Below are 19899 nucleotides of genomic sequence, written 5' to 3'. Positions count from 1 at the left end.
CTCATCAAGCGCCAGAAAAAGCCAATCGTCGCTATCGTCGCCATCATGCGACGCATCATCGTCGTCGCAAACGCAAGGCTCAGAGACGCTAAATACTGAGTTGATGACAAGCAGGGAGGCAAAGCCCTAACCAACGTCCAGTTTTCGCCCCCTATTTCGCAACCAGAACGGCAAACCCGACAACAGCGCCCGCAGCGCCGCCTCATTCTGATGAAGACCATTGAGCGAGACGCGCGGCAGGGCGTGGAGATGGCCGGCGTGCTCGGGCAAGAGCTGGCCCGGCCGCGTGGTCACCGCGCTTTCGAAGCCCGCCTCCGCAGCCAGCGCGAAATCGCGTGGTCCGGCCGAGCCGGGATCGCCGACCGGATAAGCGAAATGGCGAATGGGTATGCCGAGCTCCGTTTCAAGCCGTTGCTTGCTGCCCACGATCTCACGGCGCGTGACATCCACGTCATGCTTCGCCAACATCGGATGCGTCAGGGTATGGGCGCCGATGGTAACGCCCGGCGCGCCTGACAGCGCCCGCAGCGTCTCCCAGGGCAGGCATTCGCGCTCGACGAGGGCGGCAGGGTCGATACCGGCTTCGGTCGCCAGCATGGCAATCGCCGAAAGCAGAGTCGCTTCCGGCCCCCGGCGCAGGCGCCAGTAGAGCCTGGCGAAAGCGCGGTCCTTCTCGGTATCGCTTTCCGTGCGGGCGGTGAAACGGCCATCCGGCAAAGCGAGGTCAAGACGCGGCAGCGCCCGGATCGCCTCCTCAAGCTCCAGCCACCAAAGCCGGGCCGTGCGGTCGGCGAAGCCCGGCGTCACGAACAGGGTCCAGGGCGCCTCATGTCTGGCGAGAACAGGCCAAGCCTCCTCGACATTGTCGCGATAGCCGTCATCGAAGGTCAGCGCGACGAAGAAGCGGTCAGGTCTGGGATTGCGCAGGCGCGCCAGCGCTTCCTGCAACGAGACGATATCGTAGCCCTCGGCCCGGATCAGGCGCATCGCGAGATCGAGGAAATCCGGCGTGATGTCGAGCAGGGCGTTCGGCGCGAATCCGCGCGGCTCGGCCGCCCGGACATGGTGCAGGGTCAGGATCACGCCCTGCCCTTGCGCGAAGCCGCGGCTCCAGCGGTCCGCGCCCGTCGCCGCCATCATCCGGAATGCAGCCGCGATGGCCTTGTGACGCCCGTTCATCGCCGACAAATGCAACCGCTCCCTCGCAAACACCCATCTTCGATGTATCGCATCGTCTTCACGCGAACCTGGCTCCACTTCACGCGAACCTGGCTCCACTTCGTTCGACAATGCTTTAACGCTATCGCGCAATCGCGCAGCCGACCGGGCGCAATGTGGCCGATCCGTTCACAATGACGGGTTAAGAGATGCCCTCTGCCCCCTCGCGATGGGCCAGGGAAGCATGCCTGCTGCCACCATTTCACCGCCGGCCAGCCTGATATGACCTCGACCAGCCACGCCGCACCGCGCCCCTGGGCCTCGATCGCCATCGAGACCGATATCGCCGGTCTCGCCGAGACATGGCGCGCCTTCGAGGCTATGGCGCTGGCGACGCCCTATCAGAGCTATGACTGGATCAGGCCCTTCGTCGAAACGATCGGCGCCGCCCATGGTATGGCCTTGCGCTACGCACTCGTGCGCGATGCGGATGGCGCGCTCTGCGCGCTGCTGCCGCTCACCGTGACCGGGCGTAGCGGCTTCCGTTTCGCCGAGTTCATCGGCGGCAAGCACGCCAACTATCATATGGCGCTCTACGCTCCGGCCTTCGCCGCGCAGCTCGACGCCAGGCTGACGACGCAGTTGCTGACCGAGATCGGCACGGCGATCGGCGGGCTCGACGCGCTGGCCTTCGTCAACCAGCCGGTCAGGTGGCAAGGCACCGACAATCCCGCGGCGCTGCTCGCCGCCGGCCCCAGCCCGAGCCGCTCCTATAAGCTCGCCCTGATCGCGGGCGATGGAGACGCGACGCTGAAGCGCTCGATGAGCAGCCATGCGCGCAAGAAGCTCAAGAACAAGCATAGCCGCTTCCGGGATTTCGGGCCGTCGACACTGACGCAAGCGACGACACCGGACGAGATCGCGCGCGTCATCGACGCATTCCTGTCGCAGAAGGCGGCGCGCTTCCGGGCCATGGGCGTGCCCGATCCTTTCGCCGAGCCGGTGATGCGCGCCTTCCTCGAACGAGGCGCGATCGGGGACGGATCGGTGCGCCCGGCGATAGAGCTCTACGCGCTCGATCTCAGCGGCCAGGCGGTGGCGACCTATGTCGGAGCCACACAGGGCGAGCGCTTCTCAGGCATGGCGACCTCGTTCGACATGGCGAGCGAAACGGTCAAGACGAGCCCCGGCGAATTGCTGCTGGCCGAGCTGATCCGCCTAAAGGCGAGCGAGGGCGTCGCGGTCTTCGATCTCGGCGTCGGCGAAGCCCGCTACAAGACCACCTTCTGCGACGACCATGACGATCTCGTCGACAGCTTCCTGCCGCTGACCCTGAAGGGCCACTTCTTTGCGCGGATCGCTCGGGCGAAGCGCGAGCTGAAGCGGCGGATCAAGCGCTCGCCGGTCGCCCTGAAAATCGCGCATCGCGCATCGGGCCTGCTTCGGGGCAAGCGCCCCGAAGAGGAGTAGAACGTCGGCGCCGGTCAGGCCTCGACCGGCATTTCCGTGCGCGCAGCCGGCGGCATCGGCGCACCGCCCTCGCCGTCGAGGATCAGCGTCACCGGCGCATCGGTCAGCTCGCTCAGGCGATAGGCGGTCTCCAGCGCGTGGCCGTTGCCGACCTGCCCGCTCATGACGAGCCCGGCCTGCGCGCGCCGCGCGATCGGCTTCAGCACCGCGCCGTCATCGTTCGAGGCGGCGGCGACCAGCACCCAGTCATAGGTCTCGCAAAGTGCATCGAGCGCGACATCGACGAGATCGGGCGCATTCAGCACGGCCTCGCGGCCGGCGCGGCCGGAGCCGATGCGATGCAACCGCGAGCCCGACGCCCGCATGATGATGTCGGAGAACAGAGCCTCGCCGGCGAGCAGTTCCGAGAAGCCGGCCTCGCCGCCGTCCGCATCGGAGGACAGGTCGACGAGCACGCAGCGGCAGCGCTGGGCCAGCAATTCGGCGAGATCGCGGGGGCGCGCGGCGTCATTTCCGGCGCCATCGAGGACGAGCGCGAGCGGCGCCATGCCGCGCGCCGGCTCGCGCGTCCGCTCGGCGATCTCGGCCAGGGTCAATTCGGGGCGGTCGAGATCGAGCCGGGTCTGGCCCAGCCTTCCGGTATGGGTCAGCAGGCCGGCGACACGCTCATGGCGCGGCGCGGCGGGAGCTGGACCAGCCGATCCGGCCTCGTCTTCGGGCGAGCCGGCGGAAACCCAACGCGGCCCGCGCGACGTGCCCGGCAGGGGCCGGCCCTGACCGTTGAGCAATTCACGCGTCACGATCGTCGCCAGCGCGATCAGGAAGGTCGCAAGCGTCGCGACCAGCACGACCGGCACCTTCTTCGGGAAGGACGGCTCCGTCGGCTCGACGGCGCGCGAGATGATGCGCGCATCGGCCGGCGTGGCATTCATGGTGTCGCGCGCGACCGCCTCGCGATAGCGCTGCATGTACTGCTCCAGCTGCTCGCGCATCGTGCGGGCCTCGCGCTCGAGGGCGCGCAGCTGCACTTCGCTGTCATTGGCGCTGGAGACGTTCTTCTTCTGCCCGTCGAGCGCGGCCTGGAAGCTTTCGACGCGCTGGCCGGCGATCTTGGCCTCGTTCTCCAGCGTACGCACGGTGCGCTCGGCGGCGGCGCGGAGCTGGCCTTCGAGGTCGAGCAGCTGGGCGTTCAACTCCTTGATCCGGGGGTGCTCGGGCAGGAGGCTGCGCGATTCCGCGGCGATCTGGGCGCGCAGATTGACGCGCTGCTCGATCAGCCGGCGGACGAGGTCGTTATTGGCGACGTCCGGAATCTCGAAGGTGCGGCCCTGCTTGATCGCGTCGCGGATCAGGCCGGCCTTGGCCTGCGACTCGGCCTGCTGGCTGCGGGCCGCGGAGAGCTGAGCCGACAGGTCGGTGAGCTGCTGCGAGGTGATGGTGGTGTTGTTCGGGCCGGCGAAGAGGCCGTTCTTCGAGCGGAAATCCTCGACCTTGGCCTCGGCCTCGGCGACGCGCTTGCGCAGAGGCTCGATCGTGGTCGAAAGCCAGTTCGACGCGCTGCGGGCGTTTTCCTGCTTCGCCTGCTCCTGGAACTCCAGATAGGTCTCGGCGATGGTGTTCGCCGCCTTGGCGGCAAGCGCGGGATCGCGCGAGGTGAACTCGATGGAGACGATGCGCGAGCGAGCGACCGGATAGACCAGCAAACGGTCAAAATACTTCTCGAGGACGCGTTCTTCCGGCGACCGGTCGGCCGGATGGCCGCCGAGCCCGATCATGACCGCGAGCTTGCGCACGGCACCGAGCGCGCCGACACCCGAGTCGAATTCGGCATTGCCGACGAGGCCGATCCGCTTCACCGCCTCGCGCGCCAGATCGCGGGACATGATGACCTGAACCTGGCTCTGCACGGCCTCGGTATCGATCTGGCTGCTATCGCCCGCCGACTGGCCCGGCAGCGCGAAGAAGCCGCCGCGGCTTTCGAGCAGCAGCCGCGCCTCGCCGGTATAGCGCGGCGTCACGACATTCACGGCGACGAAGGAGAGGCCCAGCGCGACGAGCGTCGGCCCGATGATCCAGAGCTTGCGGCGCTTGATCGCCGCCCAGAGGGCGGAGAGATCGAGCATGTCGCCTCGGCCTTCGCCGGCGCCGCGCGCATCAATCCCAGCTTGAGCGGTCATGGGCCCACCTATCAACGCAAAACTGTCGTCCCTCGGAGGGACGCGGGCGACATTGAACACTCCTTAAGGTTAGTGCCGAGTAAATGCCGACGTCGAAGCGGCACGAACGGCGCGCGCCCCACCCTTTCGCCAATCGTGCATGCCGACCGACGGGGCCGGCCGGGCGAATCGCGACCGACGAACTTCCGGCATCGCAAGGCCGGCCCAACGCTCCGCCCGGCACCGCATGACCGAGGCGCCGCGGAGCGATTTATCGGCCGCGAGCGCGTTCGTTCGTAAACGATTTCCCGAGCCTCCCCACCTTTGTCACCAATGCCTTGGCTGCGCGAGACCGGAGGCGCGGCAAGGATGGTTAACGAGTCGTTACACCCTCACGAAGCCGCGGCTTCATCCGCCCTTCAACCAGACCGTCGAGATTCGATTCGTCCGATCAAACGTGTCGCCATGATCGGGCCGCTGCCGACTGCTGCTACCCCCACAGCCTAGCAGTCGGCAGCGTATTTCCCTCCAGCGCGTGCGCGAGCCGACCAACAAGGGAAAGCGACCGCGGCAGCCAGCCATTGCACGCGCGAAGTCACCGCCCTGCCTGGCAAGGCACGCAAAACAGCGCCCCGGGAAGCCTTTGTTAACCATATCCGACCTAAAGATCAGGCGAGTTCTGCACGGGTAAGCCAGTGATGAGTCGACGCCTCGCCTCTCTCGCCTTGGCCGCCGCCATGATGGCGGGCGCCTGCGCGCCCCGCCATCCGGCGCCGGACTATGCGCTCGCCGAGCCGGCCGGGCCCTACAGGCTCGCCAGCGGCGACCGGCTGCGCGTCATCGTCTTCGGCCAGGACAATCTCTCGAATATCTACGCCGTCGATGGCGCGGGGCGCATCGCCATGCCCCTGATAGGCTCGATAGAGGCGCAGGGACGCACGACGCAGCAGCTCGCCCAGGCGATCGAGGCCAAGCTGCGCGGCGGCTATCTCCGCGAGCCGAAGGTTTCGGTCGAGATCGATACCTACCGGCCGTTCTTCGTGCTCGGCGAAGTCACCAATTCCGGCCAGTTCCCCTTCGTGAACGGCATGACCGTACAGACGGCCGTCGCCATCGCCGGCGGCTTCACCCCGCGCGGCCAGCGCTCCTCCGCCGAAGTGACGCGCCAGATCGAAGGGCAGACCGTGACCGTGACCGTGCCGATCACCTATCCGGTCCAGCCCGGCGACACCATCGTCATCAAGGAACGCTGGTTCTGAGATCGCACCGCGCTCATGACGGATCGTCTCGCCTCGCGCCCCCTGAAAATCCTGCATGTCTTCCGCGCGCCGCTCGGCGGGCTGTTCCGGCATGTGCTCGACGTCGCGCGCGGCCAGGTCGAGCGCGGGCACGATGTCGGCATCTTCTGCGATTCCAGCACGGGCGGGGCGCGTGCCGACACCGTCTTCGCCGAGCTCGCGGCGCAATTGACGCTGGGCGTCACGCGCGTGCCGATGTCACGCTATCCGAGCATCACCGATTTCAAGGCACAGCTGTCAGAGATCGCGCTGCGGCGGCGCCTCGCGCCCGATGTCGTGCATTGCCACGGCTCGAAAGGCGGGGTCTATGGCCGCATCCCGGCCCTGTTCTCGCCCGGCCGACGCTATGTCACCGCCTACACGCCCCATGGCGGCAGCTTCAACTACAAGCCGGGCGGCACGGAACATAAGGTCTATATGACGGTCGAGCGCCTACTCGAAGGCGCGACCGACATGTTCCTGTTCGAAAGCCGCTTCATCGCCGGCCGTTTCGAGGCCCATGTCGGGCATCTGCCGCGCACGGATCATCGCATCGTGCTCAACGGCGTCTCCGATGCGGAATTCGAGCCGATCGATCACAGCGCTGCGGAATTCGACCTGCTCTATCTGGGCGAGCTGCGCTCGGCCAAGGGCGTCGACACGCTGATCGATGCGCTGGCGCTGCTGCGCCGACGCGACAAGCTGACGCCGCGCATCCTGATCGTCGGCTCCGGTCCCGACGAAGACGAATTGAAGCAGATGACGCGCGAGCGCGGCATCGCCGACCAATGCGTGTTCGAGCCGCCGGCGCCGATCCGCAAGGCCTTGGCCCGCGCACGGGCCATGGTGATCCCGTCGCGGGCGGAGTCGTTGCCCTATGTCATCCTGGAGGCGGCCGCGGCGGCGCAGCCGCTGATCTCGACCGACGTCGGCGGCATCGGCGAGATTTATGGCCCCGGCCATCGCCAGCGCCTGATCCCCGCCAACGACGCCACGATCCTCGCCGAAGCGATCAAGGCCATGATCGAGACGCCGGCCGCGGAGCGCCTTGCTCAGGCGACCGATCTCGCCAGCCATGTCCGGCAGAATTTCCGCCTGGACGATATGATCGACGGCGTCATCGCCGGCTATCGCGATGCGTTGAAGGCACGCGGCATCGCCTGAAGCCCGCGCTTCAGACCATCTTCAGCGCGACGACGCCGCAGACCACCAGCAGGATTCCGATCCAGCCCACCGGCCTGATGCGCTGGCCGAAGACCAGCGCGCCGATGATGGCCGTGATCACGAGGCCTGCCCCGCCCCAGACGGCATAGGCGACCGAAAGATCCATGCCCTCGATGGCCTTCGCCAGCGCCGCGAAGGCGCCCATGACGAGGACGATGCCGCCGGCGCCCATCGCGCGGCGAGTCATGCCGTCCGAGAGCTTGAGCAAATAGGTGCCGCCGATTTCGAGCGCGACGGCGAGCAGGAGCCAGAGGAACGGCGCAGCCTGCACGAAGGAGGTGGTCACACGAGCCTCCCGTGATCCTCGCTGCGCTCGTGCCCCACTCCGTTCTCGATCAGCAGGATGCCGGCGAGGATCGCGGCAAGACCGGCCGCGCGCGCGGCGGTCAGGTGCTCACCGAAGAGCACATGGCCGATCAGCGCGATGCCGACGATGCCGAGACCTTCCCAGACGGCATAGGCGACCGCCATGGGAATGACGCGCAGCGCGATGCTGAGCAGGATGAAAGACAGGCCGATCAGGAGCAGCGGCAAGGTGCCGGCGAGCCATGAGGTGGAGACAGCCGACTTCAGCGCGGTCGTCGCGACGATCTCGACGGCGATGGCCGCGAGCAGAACCAACCAATGAAAAGACATGTTGCACACGGGCGAAGCCGGCGCTGGACGTCACGGGTGCGACGCAGGGACAGCCAAGCAATCGTTAGAGTTTAAAATCGACAGATCCGAAAAGAAGACTGGGCCGGAGACTTTCTCCAGCAGCCGGCGCCATAGGTAAAACACCTGTTCGGGCGCAGCGCTCATTCACGAGCAATATGTGCTTCTCAGACACTCATCGATAGCCAATATGCCCATCCGATAGCGAAGTGTCAACTCGCGATCACTTGCAATAACAATCACTTGCGGGAAACGACGACTTTTTCGCCGGCTTCGGATCGTTGTCAAATCACTGGCCGGCCAAGACAAAATCCACTTTTTCGCCATCGCGTTTCGGCATCATCCCAAAGACGCCCCGGAGAGGCCGCGGGACCGCCCCGGAGCTTTACGAATCCCCGGAAACAGCGAGCGGTCGGGTTAAACGTTCCGTGAGCAATTTCGGGTACAGCCGAACCGGGATCGCTGCACCCCGGCGCGGCGCTCCGAGTTGAGGGTGTAGAGTCATGGGGACTTTCGACGTCCGCGATATGATGAAGGCGGATGCGGCCGCCTCGGCCTCGTCGACGATGTTCGGCGGCACCGAGAAGGGGCAGACGCGGCGCTTCCATCCGCTGGCCGAGCGCATTGCGGCGATCCCGGTCAAGCCCACCCTCTCTCCGGTGATGATCGAAGGCGCCGCACGGCTGCTCGACCTGATCGCCGTGCTCGCGACGGGCGGCCTGATCTACTGGCTCTATGCCGCCGGCAAGGTCGAGTACACGTTGCCCTATCAGGTGACCGTCGGCGCGCTGGCGCTTGGCTCGCTCGCCCTGTTCCAGGCGCTGCAGCTCTACCCGATCGGCGCGCTGCGCCATGTCATCGGCAGCGTGGTCAGGCTGATCACCGGCTGGACCATGCTGTTCCTGGTCGCGCTCGCGGCCTTCTTCTTCCTCAAGATCGGCGATCAGGTCTCGCGCGTCTGGCTGGTCGGCTTCTATTTCGCCGGCGCCGGCGCCCTGATCGCAGGCCGCGTGGTGATGATGGTCGGCGTACGCCATCTCACGCGCACCGGCCGGCTGGAGCGGCGTACCGCCATCGTCGGCGGCGGCGAAGCGGGCGAAGCCCTGATCCGCGCTCTGGAAAGCCAGAAGGATACAGGCTTGCGCATCTGCGGCGTCTTCGACGACCGCAACGACGAGCGCTCGCCCGACCTCGTCGCAGGCTACCCCAAGCTCGGCACGATCGACGATCTCGTCGAGTTCGCGCGCCGCACCAAGCTCGACCTCGTGATCTTCACCTTGCCGATCTCGGCCGAGGCGCGGCTCCTGACGATGCTGCGCAAGCTCTGGGTGCTGCCGATCGACATCCGCCTCTCGGCCCATCTGTCGAAGCTGCGCCTGCGCCCGCGCGCCTATTCCTATTTCGGCGCCGTCCCGGTGCTCGACGTCTTCGACCGGCCGATCGCCGACTGGGACATCGTCGTGAAATGGGCTTTCGACAAGGTCGTCGGCACGCTTGCGCTGATCGCGCTCTCGCCGGTGATGCTGGCGACCGCGATCGCGATCAAGCTCGACTCGAAGGGGCCGGTCTTCTTCCGCCAGAAGCGCTACGGCTTCAACAACGAGACCGTCGACGTCTTCAAGTTCCGCTCGCTGCGCCACGACATGGCCGACCATAACGCCGCCAAGCAGGTCACCAAGGACGATCCGCGCGTGACCCGCGTCGGCCGCTTCATCCGCAAGACCTCGATCGACGAGTTGCCGCAACTGATCAACGTCGTGTTCAAGGGCGATCTCTCGCTGGTCGGCCCGCGGCCGCATGCGATCCATGCCAAGGCCTCGAACCGCGCCTATGAGCAGGTCGTGGACGGCTATTTCGCGCGCCACAAGGTCAAGCCCGGCATCACCGGCTGGGCCCAGATCAACGGCTGGCGCGGCGAGACCGACACCGACGAGAAGATTCAGCGCCGCGTCGAGCACGATCTCTACTATATCGAGAACTGGTCGGTGCTGCTCGACCTCTACATCCTCGCCAAGACGCCGTTCTCGCTGCTGACCAAGAACGAGAACGCCTATTGAGCGCGCTGGCGCAACATCCGCCGCGCAACGAGCGCTTGATCGTCTCCTATGACGCGATCAAGCGCGGCACGCTGTGGCTGCTCGCCGTCTCGAGCGGCATCGCCCTGATCGAGCCCTCGCCCTACGAGTTCGTCTTCCTGCTGGTGCTGTTCGTCTTCGCGCTGACGGGCATCCGCTTCTCGCAAAAGCTGCTCCCATTCGCGCTGCTGCTGCTCGGCTACAATATCGGCGGCATCTTCTCGCTGATTCCCTGGATGGACGAGAGCGCCTCGGTGCGTTTCACCGCCGTCTCGGTCTATCTGATGATCACGGCGGTCTTCCTCGCCGGCATCATGTCACAGGACGCTGCCGCACGGCTCGAGACATTGCGCCGGGGCTATCTGTTCGCCGCCTGGGTCTCCGGGATCGCGGCCCTTCTCGGCTATTTCGATATCGCCGGGCTCGGCGAGATCTTCACGCTCTACGGCCGCGCCTCGGGCACCTTCAAGGATCCCAACGTCCTGGGCTCCTATCTCGCCTTGCCGATCGTCTATGTGCTGCAACGGGTCATGACGGGGCAGACCGGGATCGTACGCGGGCTCGTGACGATCAGCATCCCGCTCGCCGCCGTGTTCTTCGCCTTCTCGCGCGGCGCCTGGGGCGTTCTCGCCGTCGCGACGGTCCTGATGACCGCCCTCACCTTCCTGACGGCACCGAACGCCGCCGCACGGGCGCGCATCGTCGCGATGTCCGTCATCGCGCTCTTGGCCGTGACCGCCGCGCTACTGGTCGCGCTGTCCTTCGAGGAGGTTCGCGCCATCTTCGAGCTTCGCGCCAGCCTGGTGCAGGACTATGACGGGGGCGTCACCGGCCGCTTCGGCAACCAGTGGCGCGCCATTCCGATGCTGCTGGAGGCTCCGAACGGCCTAGGGCCGCTGCGTTTCCGCTGGCATTTCAACCAGGCCGATCCGCACAACGTCTACATCAATGCCTTCGCGTCCTATGGCTGGCTCGGCGGGCTGGCCTGGCTCGGCCTCACGGTCGCAACCTGCTATGTCGGCTGGCGGCTGGTCTTCCGGCGGGGAGCGACCCAGCTGCATGCGATCGCCATCTGGTCGGTGCTCTTCGTCACCATCCTGCAGGGCTTCCAGATCGACACCGATCACTGGCGCCATCTCTACCTGCTGATGGGCCTCGTCTGGGGGCTCGCGGCGCTGCCGCCGGAAAGCGAAGCGGCAAACGCGCCCGCTCAGCCCCTGCCCTTGCGGACGACAACATAGATCGTCGCGCACTCGGCAGGACGCAGCCACGATGAGCCATCTTTTGGTTGTCGCATCTGAGTTCGCCGCCAGGACATTGAAGGCCAGGTAGGCCCGCTTCAGCATCGACACGAGCACGGCCGGATGGCGACCCGTGGCGACATGGCTCGCCCGGCCGCAGCGACAAGCATAATCATGGTTAATGGCAGCGGCAGCCTTGTTCAAACCGGAATCACCCCTCGGGCGACCATGCGGGAACCAGGATCGGCGCCGAATCCGGCCGCGGCCTCGACGATCAGCTGAAAGGCGATATCGAGCGCATCGGCACGAACACCGAGCACGTTTCAACCGATTGATTTTAAAGGATTTATGGTCGGAGCGAGAGGATTCGAACCTCCGACCCCTTGTCCCCCAGACAAGTGCGCTAACCGGGCTGCGCTACGCTCCGACGGCTCGGCTTATAGTGGCGGGGCGGCGCAGATGCAATGCGCTTCGACACGATCTTGCACAATCCACCGAAACGATCCGACAGGCGGCCCAATCCACGATCGGAAGCTGTCGCCTCCCCCAAATGGGGGGTGCGCGAACGGCGGTCTTGAGGGGATGATGATCCTGCGGCGTCAGGTAGATCGATCATGAAGCATAAGCAGCAGATGTCGCTCATCGCGCGACGGGCCCAGATTCGACGTGCGGCAGCCAGCCGCAAGGACCAGCTTTCGGCCCAGCGTGCCGGCCGGCCGATGCTGCGCCTCGTGACCGCGACCGGCTACGAAACCGACCGGGACCAGCAGAGCGAACATCGCGAACAGGCCGTCGCCGTCGAGTAGACGCTCCGCTTTTTCGATCCTGAACCGCACGTTCAGCCGATAGTCATGTGCGATGGCCCTTGATGCCACCGCGGCACGCGAATTGCCGTAACGTCATCGACGAACACGGGCGGTATCGCGTTGAGACAAGACGGGTTCCATTGTGAGGATTGCGGCTCGCCGGGCGTATCGGTTCCGCACGCGCTCAGCGATGCGAGCGTCGTTTCCTGTGCCAATTGCGGATTGAGCCTCGGCTCCTGGGCGGATTATCGCCGCCGGATCGACATGGCGCTGATGGCCGAGCAGGCCTGCAAGGCGCGCCGCGTCATCGTCGCGGACCCAGTCGGCAGCGCGCTGGCCGAGGCGTAGCGCGGCATTTCCCGCCGCCTTGTCGCGATCACCCACACGCATCTTTCACGACAGGCGGAGTTGTCCACCCTTTAGCATCGCCGGCCGGCTTGCCAGACGGGCCGTCCCGTCTCACGATCCCCTGACGTAGCGTCGATTGGGAGGTCGAGGATGCGTGCCGTGTCGCGTTCGTTGGATGTTCCGATTTCAAGCCAGCGCGCCGTTATGCTGCGCGTGCTGGTGGTTCTGGCCATCACCATGGCCATTCTGATGCCTCTGATCGACTAGAAGCAGCAGCGCCGCCGAAAGCGGCGTCGCGGGGTACTCTCCACGACGCCGCCTATCGGGTCAGTTGCGTGCCAGCCAGTCGCTGAGCAGGCCGATATCCGCCTGCCCGAGGCCGTGGCCTGCCGGCAGAACGCGGTGCTCGACAGCCGCACCACTACCAGAGAGCCGGCAGGCAAGTGCCTCGGCATTGCTCTTCGGCACGATCGGATCGAGCGCGCCCGACAGGATCAGCACAGGCTTGCCCGAGAGATCGCCTTCTGACACTTCCGCGAAGGGAACCATCGCACGCAGCAACGCGGCACCAGCCAGGATCTCCGGCCGCTGCTGTAGCAGCGCCGCCGCGATATTGGCGCCGTTGGAGAATCCGAGCGCGATCGGCGCCGGCAGACCGTAACGTTCCCGCGCCCACAGCACGAAATCCGCCAGCTCGTCGGTGCGCCGCTTGAGATCGGCTTCATCGAAGACGCCTTCGGCAAGGCGACGGAAGAAGCGCGGCGCCGCGCCTTCCAGAACCTTGCCGCGCGGCGAGAGCAGGCTTGCCCCCGGCGCGACGGTGCGGCCGAGCGAGAGCAGGTCGCGCTCGTCGCCGCCGGTCCCGTGCAGGAGCAGCAACGGCCGGCGCGCGGGATTGTGGCCCAGCTCGAAGACATGGATGAAATCGGTATCGACGGTCGTGTCGGTCATGGTCGTCTCCCTTCATCAAGCGGAGCCGCCCTGCCCCTTGCGACAAGCAGGCAGGGCGTCGTCTTGTTGCTTCGCCGCCCGCCAGGGCGGCGGGCGGCGGGTTTCGTCAGCCGAGAGCGGGCAGGACCGCCTCGATCTCCTTGCGATGTGCCTCGTACTGCGGCGGCAGCTTCAGCGAACGGCCCAGCTCGGCCGCCGGCTCGTCGACCGCGAAACCGGGGATGTCGGTCGCGATCTCGAACAGGACATGGCCGGGCTCACGGAAATAGACCGAGCGGAAATAGTTCCGGTCGCGCTGTTCCGTGGGGCTGATGCCATGGTTCTGGACGAGGCGGCGCACCATCTCCTCCTGCGCGGCGTCATCGGCCGCCCGGAAGGCGATATGGTGGACCGAGCCCGCGCCCTGCCGGGCCGGCAGGAAGCCGCCGGCGACGCGCAGGTCGATGACGCCACCGATCGCTGTGCCCTTTGCGGCGTAGCGGATCAGCGTGTCCTCGCGGCCGGTCTCCGTGAAGCCGAAGACGTCGTCGAGGATGGCCCCTGTCGGCGCGGCATCGGCCAGCAGCAGGCTGACGCTGTGGAAACCGCGCAGCGCATGCTCGGCAGCGATGCCACCGTCAGCCCAGGCGGGCTCCTTCTCGACACCCGGCAGGCCGACGAGGGCGAGCCTCATGCCGTCGGGATCGCGGAAGCTCAGCACGGTCTCGCCGAAGCGCTTGACCGGCACCTCATGCGGCACGCCCTGCTCGACGAAGCGATGAGCCCAGAAGCCGATCGAGCCTTCCGGAACCCGGAAGACCGTCTCCTGCGTCTCACCGATGCCGAGGCGGCCGGGAGCGGCATGCTCCCACGGGAAGAAGGTCAGGATCGAGCCGGGCGCGGCATCGGCATCGCCGAAATAGAGGTGATAGGTGCCGGGATCGTCGAAATTGACCGTCTTCTTGACGAGGCGCAGGCCGAGCACGCGGCTGTAGAAGTCGAGATTGCGGCGCGCCGGGCCGGAGATGGCGGTGACGTGGTGAAGGCCGTTGATCTGCATGGTTTGGGTCCTCCGTTGTTCTGATCACGATGAGCGGGGCATCCGCTCCGTTGGCCGGAAGATCGGCATGAAGGCGGCCGAACGCCAGAAGCAATTCATTGCACAAATGCAATCTCATGATCGCCAATTGACAATTTGATTTGCGGATCAGGCTGCCCGATCTTCTGCCCCGAGACCAACCGGTCCCGTTTCAGGAGACTTCCCATGATCGACAATCGCCTCGCCCCTTATGGCGCCCTTGGCCTGCGCGTCGCGCTCGGCCTGATGTTCATCGCCCACGCCTATCTCAAGCTCGTCATCTTCACGCCGGCCGGCTTCACCGGTTTCCTCGGTCAGGTCGGCCTGCCCGGCTTCCTCGCCTGGCCGATCATGCTGGCCGAGCTCATCGGCGGCATCGCCATCCTCGTCGGCTTCCATGGTCGCTATGTTTCGCTGGCGCTGATCCCGATCCTGCTCGGCGCGCTCTCCGTCCACGCCGGCAATGGCTGGGTCTTCAACGCTCCGAATGGCGGCTGGGAATATCCCGCCTTCCTTGCCCTGACCGCGCTGGCGCATGTGCTGATCGGCGACGGCGCACTTGCCGTCACCGGCTCGCGCGCCCCGGCCGCCGCCAAGCCGGCCCTGGCGTGACGCGAACCCGCCTTGAAGGGGCTCGCGCCTTGGCCGAGAGTGAGCGGATGAATCAAGCCGCGAAGCCCCTGGCCTGGGACGATTTCCGCCTGATCAAGGCGATCGCCGACAAACGGGCGCTGCCGGCAGCCGCGGCAGCGCTCGGCGTCAACCACTCGACGGTATTCCGCCGCCTCGGCCAGATCGAGGAGGCACTCGGCACCCGCCTGTTCGAACGCCATCGCAGCGGCTATGTCGCGACGCCGGCCGGCGAGGAGATGATCCAGCTCGCGGCCCGCGTCGACGACGACATCACCGCCTTCGCCCGCAAGCTCGCCGGACAGGAGATCAAGCCCGCCGGCGAATTGCGCGTCGCCACCAACGACTCCCTGCTGGTCGACCTGCTGACGCCGCTCTTCGCCCGTTTCCTCGGGCAATGCCCAGATATCCGGCTGGATATCCTGATCGGCAACCAGGCCGCCAATCTCTCGAAGCGCGACGCCGATGTCGCGATCCGCGCCACCGACAACCCGCCGGAAACGCTGATCGGCCGCAAGCCGGCCCGGATCGCCTGGGCGCTCTATGGCCGCGCTGCCGATTTCCCCGATGCGGAGACGCCCTCCCGCGAAAGCCTGTGGGAGCGCAGCTGGGTCTCGCTCGGCGACCAGTTCACCATGCTGAGCGCGGTACGCTATCTCGCCCGCCATGTCGCGCCGGAGCGCGTCGTCTACCGGCTCAACACCGTGCTCGGCCTCGCCGAGGCGGTCGAGGCCGGGATCGGCGTCGGCTTCCTGCCCTGCTTCATCGGGGATACGCGCCCGGCCCTGCGGCGCCTGGGGGAGCCGGACCCTGATCTGGCCGCCGACCTCTGGCTGCTGACCCATCCGGACATGCGGCACACCCCCCGCGTCAGGCTCTTCCTCGATTTCCTCGCGGTCGAACTCGGACGCTTGAAGCCGCTGGTGGAAGGCGGGCTGCCGATCAGGGGCGCCAAGGGGCCGGAGATTGCGTCCAAAGCCTCCGCCTGAGCAGCGATCATCGGACCAGCCGGTGATTGCAGCCCAACCACTCCACAGGTTAGGCTCCGGTCATGGAGATCGTCATCCCCCTCATCGTCGGCCTCAGCCTGATCTGGCTCATCGGCCGCGGCGTGCCCTGGAATGCGAAGCTCATGACCCTCGTGGTCACGCTGGCAATCATCGTCCTGATCGTGCTGGTGGAACGCGGCGGCTACTGGCCGGAATCCTGGCGCCGAAGCTGACGCCCAAGGCGTTCAGGCCGAAACCAGCTTGAGCCCGACGATGCCCGCAACGATCAGGCCGATGCAGGCCAGCCGCAACGCCCCTGCCGGCTCGCCGAGCAGGGCGATGCCGAGGATCGCCGTGCCGATCGTGCCGATGCCGGTCCAGACCGCATAGGCCGTGCCGACGGGCAGCGACTTCAGGGCAAGCCCGAGCAGACCAAGGCTGACGATCATGCTCGCGCCGGTGAACAGCGTCGGGACGAGGCGCGTGAAGCCTTGCGTATATTTCAGGCCGATGGCCCAGCCGACCTCGAACAGGCCCGCGACGAACAGATAAAGCCAAGCCATGTCGGCGCTCCCGAGTAATGAGACGCGACGATCCGCGCCGGATGGGACGCCGTCAGCGCGTCCCCGGCCTTGAAACTAGGGTCAGCAGTCGGGTGATCAACCGGCGCAACGCCTGCATCGGCGCAAACGCCGCAGGCGTACCCGCAAATCCGGTCAGGCCGCGTCAGGCGCGGGCTGCAGGGCCTGTTCGAGAATGCGTCGGCATTCGCCGAGCTCCTTCATGACCGCGGTCAGGATGGAGACGTCGTCGAGCCCTTCGGGCACGGGCTGCCGGTAAGGCGCCGTCCGCTCCGGCGAGGCCTCGGCCATGTCGCCCGGCATAGCGGCTGGGCCGCCTGGCGCGACAGCCGGCGCTGCGCCGCCCATGGCGCCGATCGGCGCACCGCGCCCGATCGCCTGGACATGGCGCGGCCCCTGTTCCTTCAGGATGCGCTGGAGGCCCTTGATCGTATAGCCTTCGCCATAGAGCAGGCGCCTTATGCCCTTGAGCAGGGCGACGTCGTCAGGCCGGTAGTAGCGGCGGCCGCCGCCGCGCTTCAGCGGCTTGATCTGGTTGAAGCGCGTCTCCCAGAAACGCAGCACGTGCTGGGGTATGTCGAGGTCTTCGGCGACCTCGCTGATGGTCCGGAAGGCATCAGGGCTCTTGGTGTCCAATTCGGCCTCGGTATCGCCGGCGTGGAACTCCAGGCTCACTCAGTCTCACCCTCACCCGTCTGCCCGTTGATGCGGGCCTTCATCACGTTCGAGGGTTTGAACACCATCACGCGACGCGGCTCGATCGGCACCTCAACGCCAGTTTTCGGATTACGCCCGATTCGCTCGCCTTTGTCTCGTACGACGAAAGAACCGAACGAAGAGAGCTTCACATTCTCGCCGCGCGCGACCGCGTCGCAGATCTCGTCGAGCACCGCTTCGACAAGCTTCGACGACTCCGTCCGCGACAAGCCGATCTTCTGGTAGACAGCCTCGCACAGGTCCGCGCGAGTGACCGTTTGCCCCGCCATTCATATCCTCCAAGGCGTATTGCAGGCAGCGGCTGAAACAGCCGGCCTTTCGCCATTACGGACGGCGGACGCTAGGCGCCCCCGTCGCGCGGGTCAATCCTCAAGCGGGGCCAATATGCCCGCTCAGGCCGGATTCGACCCGAAATGACGATGTTTCATGACAATTTTCGCGAATTCTCTACCGCAACGTCACCAGCGGATCAGGGCCGAGCCCCAGGTGAAGCCGCCGCCCATCGCCTCGATCAGCACAAGCTGGCCGCGCTTGATGCGGCCATCAGCGTGCGCCTCGGCCAAAGCCAGCGGAATCGACGCCGCCGACGTGTTGCCATGACGGTCGACCGTGACGACGACATTGTCGTGGCTGATGCCGAGCTTGTCGGCCGTCGCGTCGATGATGCGGCGGTTGGCCTGATGCGGCACGAACCAGTCGATATCGGCGCCCGACAGGCCGGTCTGCTCGAAAGTATGGCGTACCGTCTCGGCGAGATTGGTGACGGCGTGGCGGAAGACCTCCTTGCCCTCCATGCGCAGGAAGCCGACCGTCTTGGTCGAGCCGGCGCCGCCATCGACATAGAGCTTGTCCTTGTAGCGGCCGTCCGAGCGGATATGGGTGGTGAGGATGCCGCGATCGGCCAGCGTCCCCTCGCCCGGCATGGCCTTCAGCACGACGGCGCCGGCGCCGTCACCGAACAGCACGCAGGTGGCGCGGTCCTCCCAGTCGAGAATGCGCGAGAAGGTCTCGGCGCCGATCACCAGGGCGGCGCGGGCGCCGCCCGTGGTCAGGAACTTGTCGGCCGTCGCCAGCGCGAAGACGAAGCCGGAGCAGACCGCCTGCACGTCGAAGGCCGCGCCGCCGGTGATGCCGAGCGCCGCCTGGATCTGCGTCGCGGTGGCGGGAAAGGTGTGATCCGGCGTCGCGGTCGCGACGATGATCAGGTCGATCTCGTTAGGGTCGATGCCGGCGTCAGCGATCGCCGCCTGCGCCGCCTTCAGGCCGACGATGGAGGTCGGCTCGTCATCGGCCGCGACATGGCGCTGGCGGATGCCGGTGCGCTGGACGATCCACTCGTCGCTGGTGTCGACGCGCGCCGCCAGCTCGGCATTGGTGACGATGCGCGCGGGCAGATAGGAGCCGCAGCCGACGACTTGAGAGCGCAGGATGGACAAAGGAGGTTGTTCCTTACTCGGTCTCGGCAGGCTGCGCGGCCGGCAGTTCCGGGCGCGTGCTCGCTGCGACCATTTCGCGGACCTTCGCCATCAGGTCCTCGCGTGCCATTTCATAACCCAGTTCGGCGGCGCTGGCGAAGCCGATCGCATCCGTGCCGCCATGACTCTTGACGACGATGCCCTCCAGACCGAGGAAGACGCCGCCGTTCGACTTGCGCGGATCGAGCTTGTCCTTCAGCGCCGCGAAGGCGCCGCGGGCGAAAAGGTAGCCGATTTTCGACATCACCGAACGGCCCATCGCAGCGCGCAGATATTCGGCGATCTGTTTGGCGGTGCCTTCGGCGGTCTTGAGCGCGATGTTACCGGTGAAGCCCTCGGTAACGACGACGTCGACCGTGCCCTTGCCGAGATCGTCGCCCTCGACGAAGCCATGATAGGCGAGATGCGGCAGGTCGCTCTCGCGCAGGATACGCCCGGCTTCCTTGACCGCCTCGACGCCCTTGATCTCCTCGACGCCGACATTGAGCAGGCCGACGGTCGGGCGGTCGAGATCGAGCACGACGCGGGCCATCGCCGCGCCCATCACCGCGAGATCGACGAGATGGCGGGCATCCGCGCCGATGGTGGCGCCGAGATCAAGCACGATGCTCTCGCCGCGCGCTGTCGGCCACAGGCCGGCGAGCGCCGGCCGGTCGACCTGCGGCATCGACTTCAGGCAGAATTTCGACATCGCCATCAGCGCGCCGGTATTGCCGGCGGAGACCGTGACATCGGCCTCCCCTGTCTTGGTCGCATCGATCGCGCGCCACATCGAGGACTTGTAGCGGCCATAGCGCAGCGCCTGGCTCGGCTTGTCGTCCATCTTCACCGAGACCTCGGTGTGATGGAAGGTCGTGACCGCCTTGAGCTTCGGATGCTGGTCGATCAGCGGCAACACCTGCTTCTCGTCTCCGAAGATGACGAAGCGGCAGTCCGGGCGGCGCTCAAGCATCAGGGCGGCGCCGGGGATGACGACGGAAGGGCCGTGATCCCCGCCCATCGCATCGAGCGCGATTGTAACCGGTCTTGTCATGGAATTCTGGCGTGTCCCGGAAATGGCCGACCTTCGATCCGGGACGGCTCAGTGCCG

The 19899-nt window shown here is 66.4% G+C and carries 21 protein-coding genes and 1 tRNA gene; 10 read left to right on the top strand and 12 right to left on the bottom strand.

The features are described from left to right. Positions 1–126: 126 nt before the first annotated feature. Positions 127–1179, bottom strand: a complete 1053-nt coding sequence (locus tag WFK61_RS23710) for a polysaccharide deacetylase family protein (RefSeq protein ID WP_336814523.1) — start codon at positions 1177–1179, stop codon at positions 127–129. A 261-nt stretch (positions 1180–1440) separates the two neighbouring features. On the opposite strand from WFK61_RS23710, the gene WFK61_RS23705 reads away from it, so the two are divergent. Then, the gene (locus tag WFK61_RS23705; RefSeq protein ID WP_336814521.1) at positions 1441–2628 is read left to right on the top strand and encodes a GNAT family N-acetyltransferase; all 1188 of its coding nucleotides are present in this window, start codon (positions 1441–1443) and stop codon (positions 2626–2628) included. A gap of 14 nt (positions 2629–2642) precedes the next feature. Here the strand turns inward: WFK61_RS23705 and WFK61_RS23700 are convergent, their stop codons facing one another. Next, positions 2643–4805 (bottom strand): GumC family protein, encoded by a 2163-nt coding sequence (locus WFK61_RS23700; protein WP_336814520.1) that lies wholly within the window; start codon positions 4803–4805, stop codon positions 2643–2645. Between the two features lie 677 nt (positions 4806–5482). On the opposite strand from WFK61_RS23700, the gene WFK61_RS23695 reads away from it, so the two are divergent. Next, positions 5483–6043 carry a polysaccharide biosynthesis/export family protein gene (locus WFK61_RS23695; RefSeq protein ID WP_336814519.1) on the top strand — a complete coding sequence of 187 codons (561 nt, stop codon included), beginning with the start codon at positions 5483–5485 and terminating at the stop codon, positions 6041–6043. 15 nt (positions 6044–6058) lie between these two features. After that, the gene (locus WFK61_RS23690; protein ID WP_336814518.1) at positions 6059–7225 is read left to right on the top strand and encodes a glycosyltransferase; all 1167 of its coding nucleotides are present in this window, start codon (positions 6059–6061) and stop codon (positions 7223–7225) included. Between the two features lie 10 nt (positions 7226–7235). Here WFK61_RS23690 and WFK61_RS23685 read toward each other — a convergent pair whose 3' ends face one another. Next, positions 7236–7571 carry an SMR family transporter gene (locus WFK61_RS23685; RefSeq protein ID WP_336814517.1) on the bottom strand — a complete coding sequence of 112 codons (336 nt, stop codon included), beginning with the start codon at positions 7569–7571 and terminating at the stop codon, positions 7236–7238. Continuing rightward, positions 7568–7921: a DMT family transporter gene (locus tag WFK61_RS23680; protein WP_336814516.1), complete on the bottom strand. Its 354-nt coding sequence runs from the start codon at positions 7919–7921 to the stop codon at positions 7568–7570. The genes WFK61_RS23685 and WFK61_RS23680 overlap by 4 nt, the downstream gene beginning before the upstream one ends. A 521-nt stretch (positions 7922–8442) precedes the next feature. On the opposite strand from WFK61_RS23680, the gene WFK61_RS23675 reads away from it, so the two are divergent. Next, positions 8443–9996, top strand: a complete 1554-nt coding sequence (locus WFK61_RS23675; RefSeq protein ID WP_336814515.1) for an undecaprenyl-phosphate glucose phosphotransferase — start codon at positions 8443–8445, stop codon at positions 9994–9996. After that, positions 9993–11255, top strand: a complete 1263-nt coding sequence (locus tag WFK61_RS23670; RefSeq protein WP_336814514.1) for an O-antigen ligase family protein — start codon at positions 9993–9995, stop codon at positions 11253–11255. Before WFK61_RS23675 ends, WFK61_RS23670 begins: the two co-directional genes overlap by 4 nt. Before the next feature lie 349 nt (positions 11256–11604). Here the strand turns inward: WFK61_RS23670 and WFK61_RS23665 are convergent. Then, positions 11605–11682: transfer RNA gene (locus tag WFK61_RS23665), tRNA-Pro, on the bottom strand. Positions 11683–11869: 187 nt separating this feature from the next. Between WFK61_RS23665 and WFK61_RS23660 the strand changes: the two genes are divergently transcribed. Together WFK61_RS23660 and WFK61_RS23655 are read left to right on the top strand one after the other, a co-directional pair. Further along, entirely contained in the window at positions 11870–12061 is a 192-nt protein-coding gene (locus WFK61_RS23660; protein WP_336814513.1) for a hypothetical protein, read from the top strand. A gap of 222 nt (positions 12062–12283) precedes the next feature. Then, positions 12284–12409: a hypothetical protein gene (locus tag WFK61_RS23655; protein WP_336814512.1), complete on the top strand. Its 126-nt coding sequence runs from the start codon at positions 12284–12286 to the stop codon at positions 12407–12409. A gap of 327 nt (positions 12410–12736) precedes the next feature. Here the strand turns inward: WFK61_RS23655 and WFK61_RS23650 are convergent, their stop codons facing one another. Continuing rightward, entirely contained in the window at positions 12737–13360 is a 624-nt protein-coding gene (locus tag WFK61_RS23650; RefSeq protein ID WP_336814511.1) for an alpha/beta hydrolase, read from the bottom strand. A gap of 106 nt (positions 13361–13466) precedes the next feature. Continuing rightward, positions 13467–14399: a ring-cleaving dioxygenase gene (locus WFK61_RS23645; RefSeq protein WP_336814510.1), complete on the bottom strand. Its 933-nt coding sequence runs from the start codon at positions 14397–14399 to the stop codon at positions 13467–13469. A 204-nt stretch (positions 14400–14603) separates the two neighbouring features. Here WFK61_RS23645 and WFK61_RS23640 point away from each other — a divergent pair, with 204 nt between their 5' ends. From WFK61_RS23640 to WFK61_RS23630, 3 genes are all read left to right on the top strand, one after another. Next, entirely contained in the window at positions 14604–15029 is a 426-nt protein-coding gene (locus WFK61_RS23640; protein ID WP_336814509.1) for a DoxX family protein, read from the top strand. 47 nt (positions 15030–15076) lie between these two features. Then, positions 15077–16036, top strand: coding sequence for a LysR family transcriptional regulator (locus WFK61_RS23635; protein WP_336814508.1), 960 nt, complete (start codon positions 15077–15079; stop codon positions 16034–16036). Positions 16037–16098: 62 nt separating this feature from the next. Next, positions 16099–16269: a hypothetical protein gene (locus WFK61_RS23630; protein WP_336814507.1), complete on the top strand. Its 171-nt coding sequence runs from the start codon at positions 16099–16101 to the stop codon at positions 16267–16269. 12 nt (positions 16270–16281) lie between these two features. Here WFK61_RS23630 and sugE read toward each other — a convergent pair whose 3' ends face one another. From sugE to plsX, 5 genes are all read right to left on the bottom strand, one after another. Further along, positions 16282–16599, bottom strand: coding sequence for a quaternary ammonium compound efflux SMR transporter SugE (gene sugE, locus WFK61_RS23625; RefSeq protein WP_336814506.1), 318 nt, complete (start codon positions 16597–16599; stop codon positions 16282–16284). Between the two features lie 153 nt (positions 16600–16752). Continuing rightward, positions 16753–17292: a MerR family transcriptional regulator gene (locus WFK61_RS23620; RefSeq protein ID WP_442896363.1), complete on the bottom strand. Its 540-nt coding sequence runs from the start codon at positions 17290–17292 to the stop codon at positions 16753–16755. Next, a complete protein-coding gene (locus tag WFK61_RS23615) occupies positions 17289–17603 on the bottom strand; it encodes an integration host factor subunit alpha (protein ID WP_047573001.1) in 315 nt (104 codons plus the stop codon). Before WFK61_RS23615 ends, WFK61_RS23620 begins: the two co-directional genes overlap by 4 nt. 189 nt (positions 17604–17792) lie before the next feature. Beyond that, a complete protein-coding gene (locus WFK61_RS23610; protein ID WP_336814505.1) occupies positions 17793–18770 on the bottom strand; it encodes a beta-ketoacyl-ACP synthase III in 978 nt (325 codons plus the stop codon). Positions 18771–18783: 13 nt separating this feature from the next. Continuing rightward, entirely contained in the window at positions 18784–19842 is a 1059-nt protein-coding gene (gene plsX, locus WFK61_RS23605) for a phosphate acyltransferase PlsX (RefSeq protein ID WP_336814504.1), read from the bottom strand. Positions 19843–19899: the final 57 nt, after the last annotated feature.

Origin of the sequence: Allobosea sp. MMO-172 (assembly GCF_037147855.1) — a bacterium.
Taxonomy (GTDB): domain Bacteria; phylum Pseudomonadota; class Alphaproteobacteria; order Rhizobiales; family Beijerinckiaceae; genus Allobosea.
This window is presented reverse-complemented; position numbering and strand designations above follow the sequence as displayed.

What these genes read in the sequence shown, in the direction of transcription:
- WFK61_RS23710 (WP_336814523.1), bottom strand. Translation starts at nt 1,179, where the DNA reads ATGAACGGGCGTCACAAGGCCATCGCGGCTGCATTCCGGATGATGGCG.
- WFK61_RS23705 (WP_336814521.1), top strand. Translation starts at nt 1,441, where the DNA reads ATGACCTCGACCAGCCACGCCGCACCGCGCCCCTGGGCCTCGATCGCC.
- WFK61_RS23700 (WP_336814520.1), bottom strand. Translation starts at nt 4,805, where the DNA reads ATGACCGCTCAAGCTGGGATTGATGCGCGCGGCGCCGGCGAAGGCCGA.
- WFK61_RS23695 (WP_336814519.1), top strand. Translation starts at nt 5,483, where the DNA reads ATGAGTCGACGCCTCGCCTCTCTCGCCTTGGCCGCCGCCATGATGGCG.
- WFK61_RS23690 (WP_336814518.1), top strand. Translation starts at nt 6,059, where the DNA reads ATGACGGATCGTCTCGCCTCGCGCCCCCTGAAAATCCTGCATGTCTTC.
- WFK61_RS23680 (WP_336814516.1), bottom strand. Translation starts at nt 7,921, where the DNA reads ATGTCTTTTCATTGGTTGGTTCTGCTCGCGGCCATCGCCGTCGAGATC.
- WFK61_RS23675 (WP_336814515.1), top strand. Translation starts at nt 8,443, where the DNA reads ATGGGGACTTTCGACGTCCGCGATATGATGAAGGCGGATGCGGCCGCC.
- WFK61_RS23660 (WP_336814513.1), top strand. Translation starts at nt 11,870, where the DNA reads ATGAAGCATAAGCAGCAGATGTCGCTCATCGCGCGACGGGCCCAGATT.
- WFK61_RS23650 (WP_336814511.1), bottom strand. Translation starts at nt 13,360, where the DNA reads ATGACCGACACGACCGTCGATACCGATTTCATCCATGTCTTCGAGCTG.
- WFK61_RS23645 (WP_336814510.1), bottom strand. Translation starts at nt 14,399, where the DNA reads ATGCAGATCAACGGCCTTCACCACGTCACCGCCATCTCCGGCCCGGCG.
- WFK61_RS23640 (WP_336814509.1), top strand. Translation starts at nt 14,604, where the DNA reads ATGATCGACAATCGCCTCGCCCCTTATGGCGCCCTTGGCCTGCGCGTC.
- WFK61_RS23635 (WP_336814508.1), top strand. Translation starts at nt 15,077, where the DNA reads ATGAATCAAGCCGCGAAGCCCCTGGCCTGGGACGATTTCCGCCTGATC.
- WFK61_RS23630 (WP_336814507.1), top strand. Translation starts at nt 16,099, where the DNA reads ATGGAGATCGTCATCCCCCTCATCGTCGGCCTCAGCCTGATCTGGCTC.
- sugE (WP_336814506.1), bottom strand. Translation starts at nt 16,599, where the DNA reads ATGGCTTGGCTTTATCTGTTCGTCGCGGGCCTGTTCGAGGTCGGCTGG.
- WFK61_RS23615 (WP_047573001.1), bottom strand. Translation starts at nt 17,603, where the DNA reads ATGGCGGGGCAAACGGTCACTCGCGCGGACCTGTGCGAGGCTGTCTAC.
- plsX (WP_336814504.1), bottom strand. Translation starts at nt 19,842, where the DNA reads ATGACAAGACCGGTTACAATCGCGCTCGATGCGATGGGCGGGGATCAC.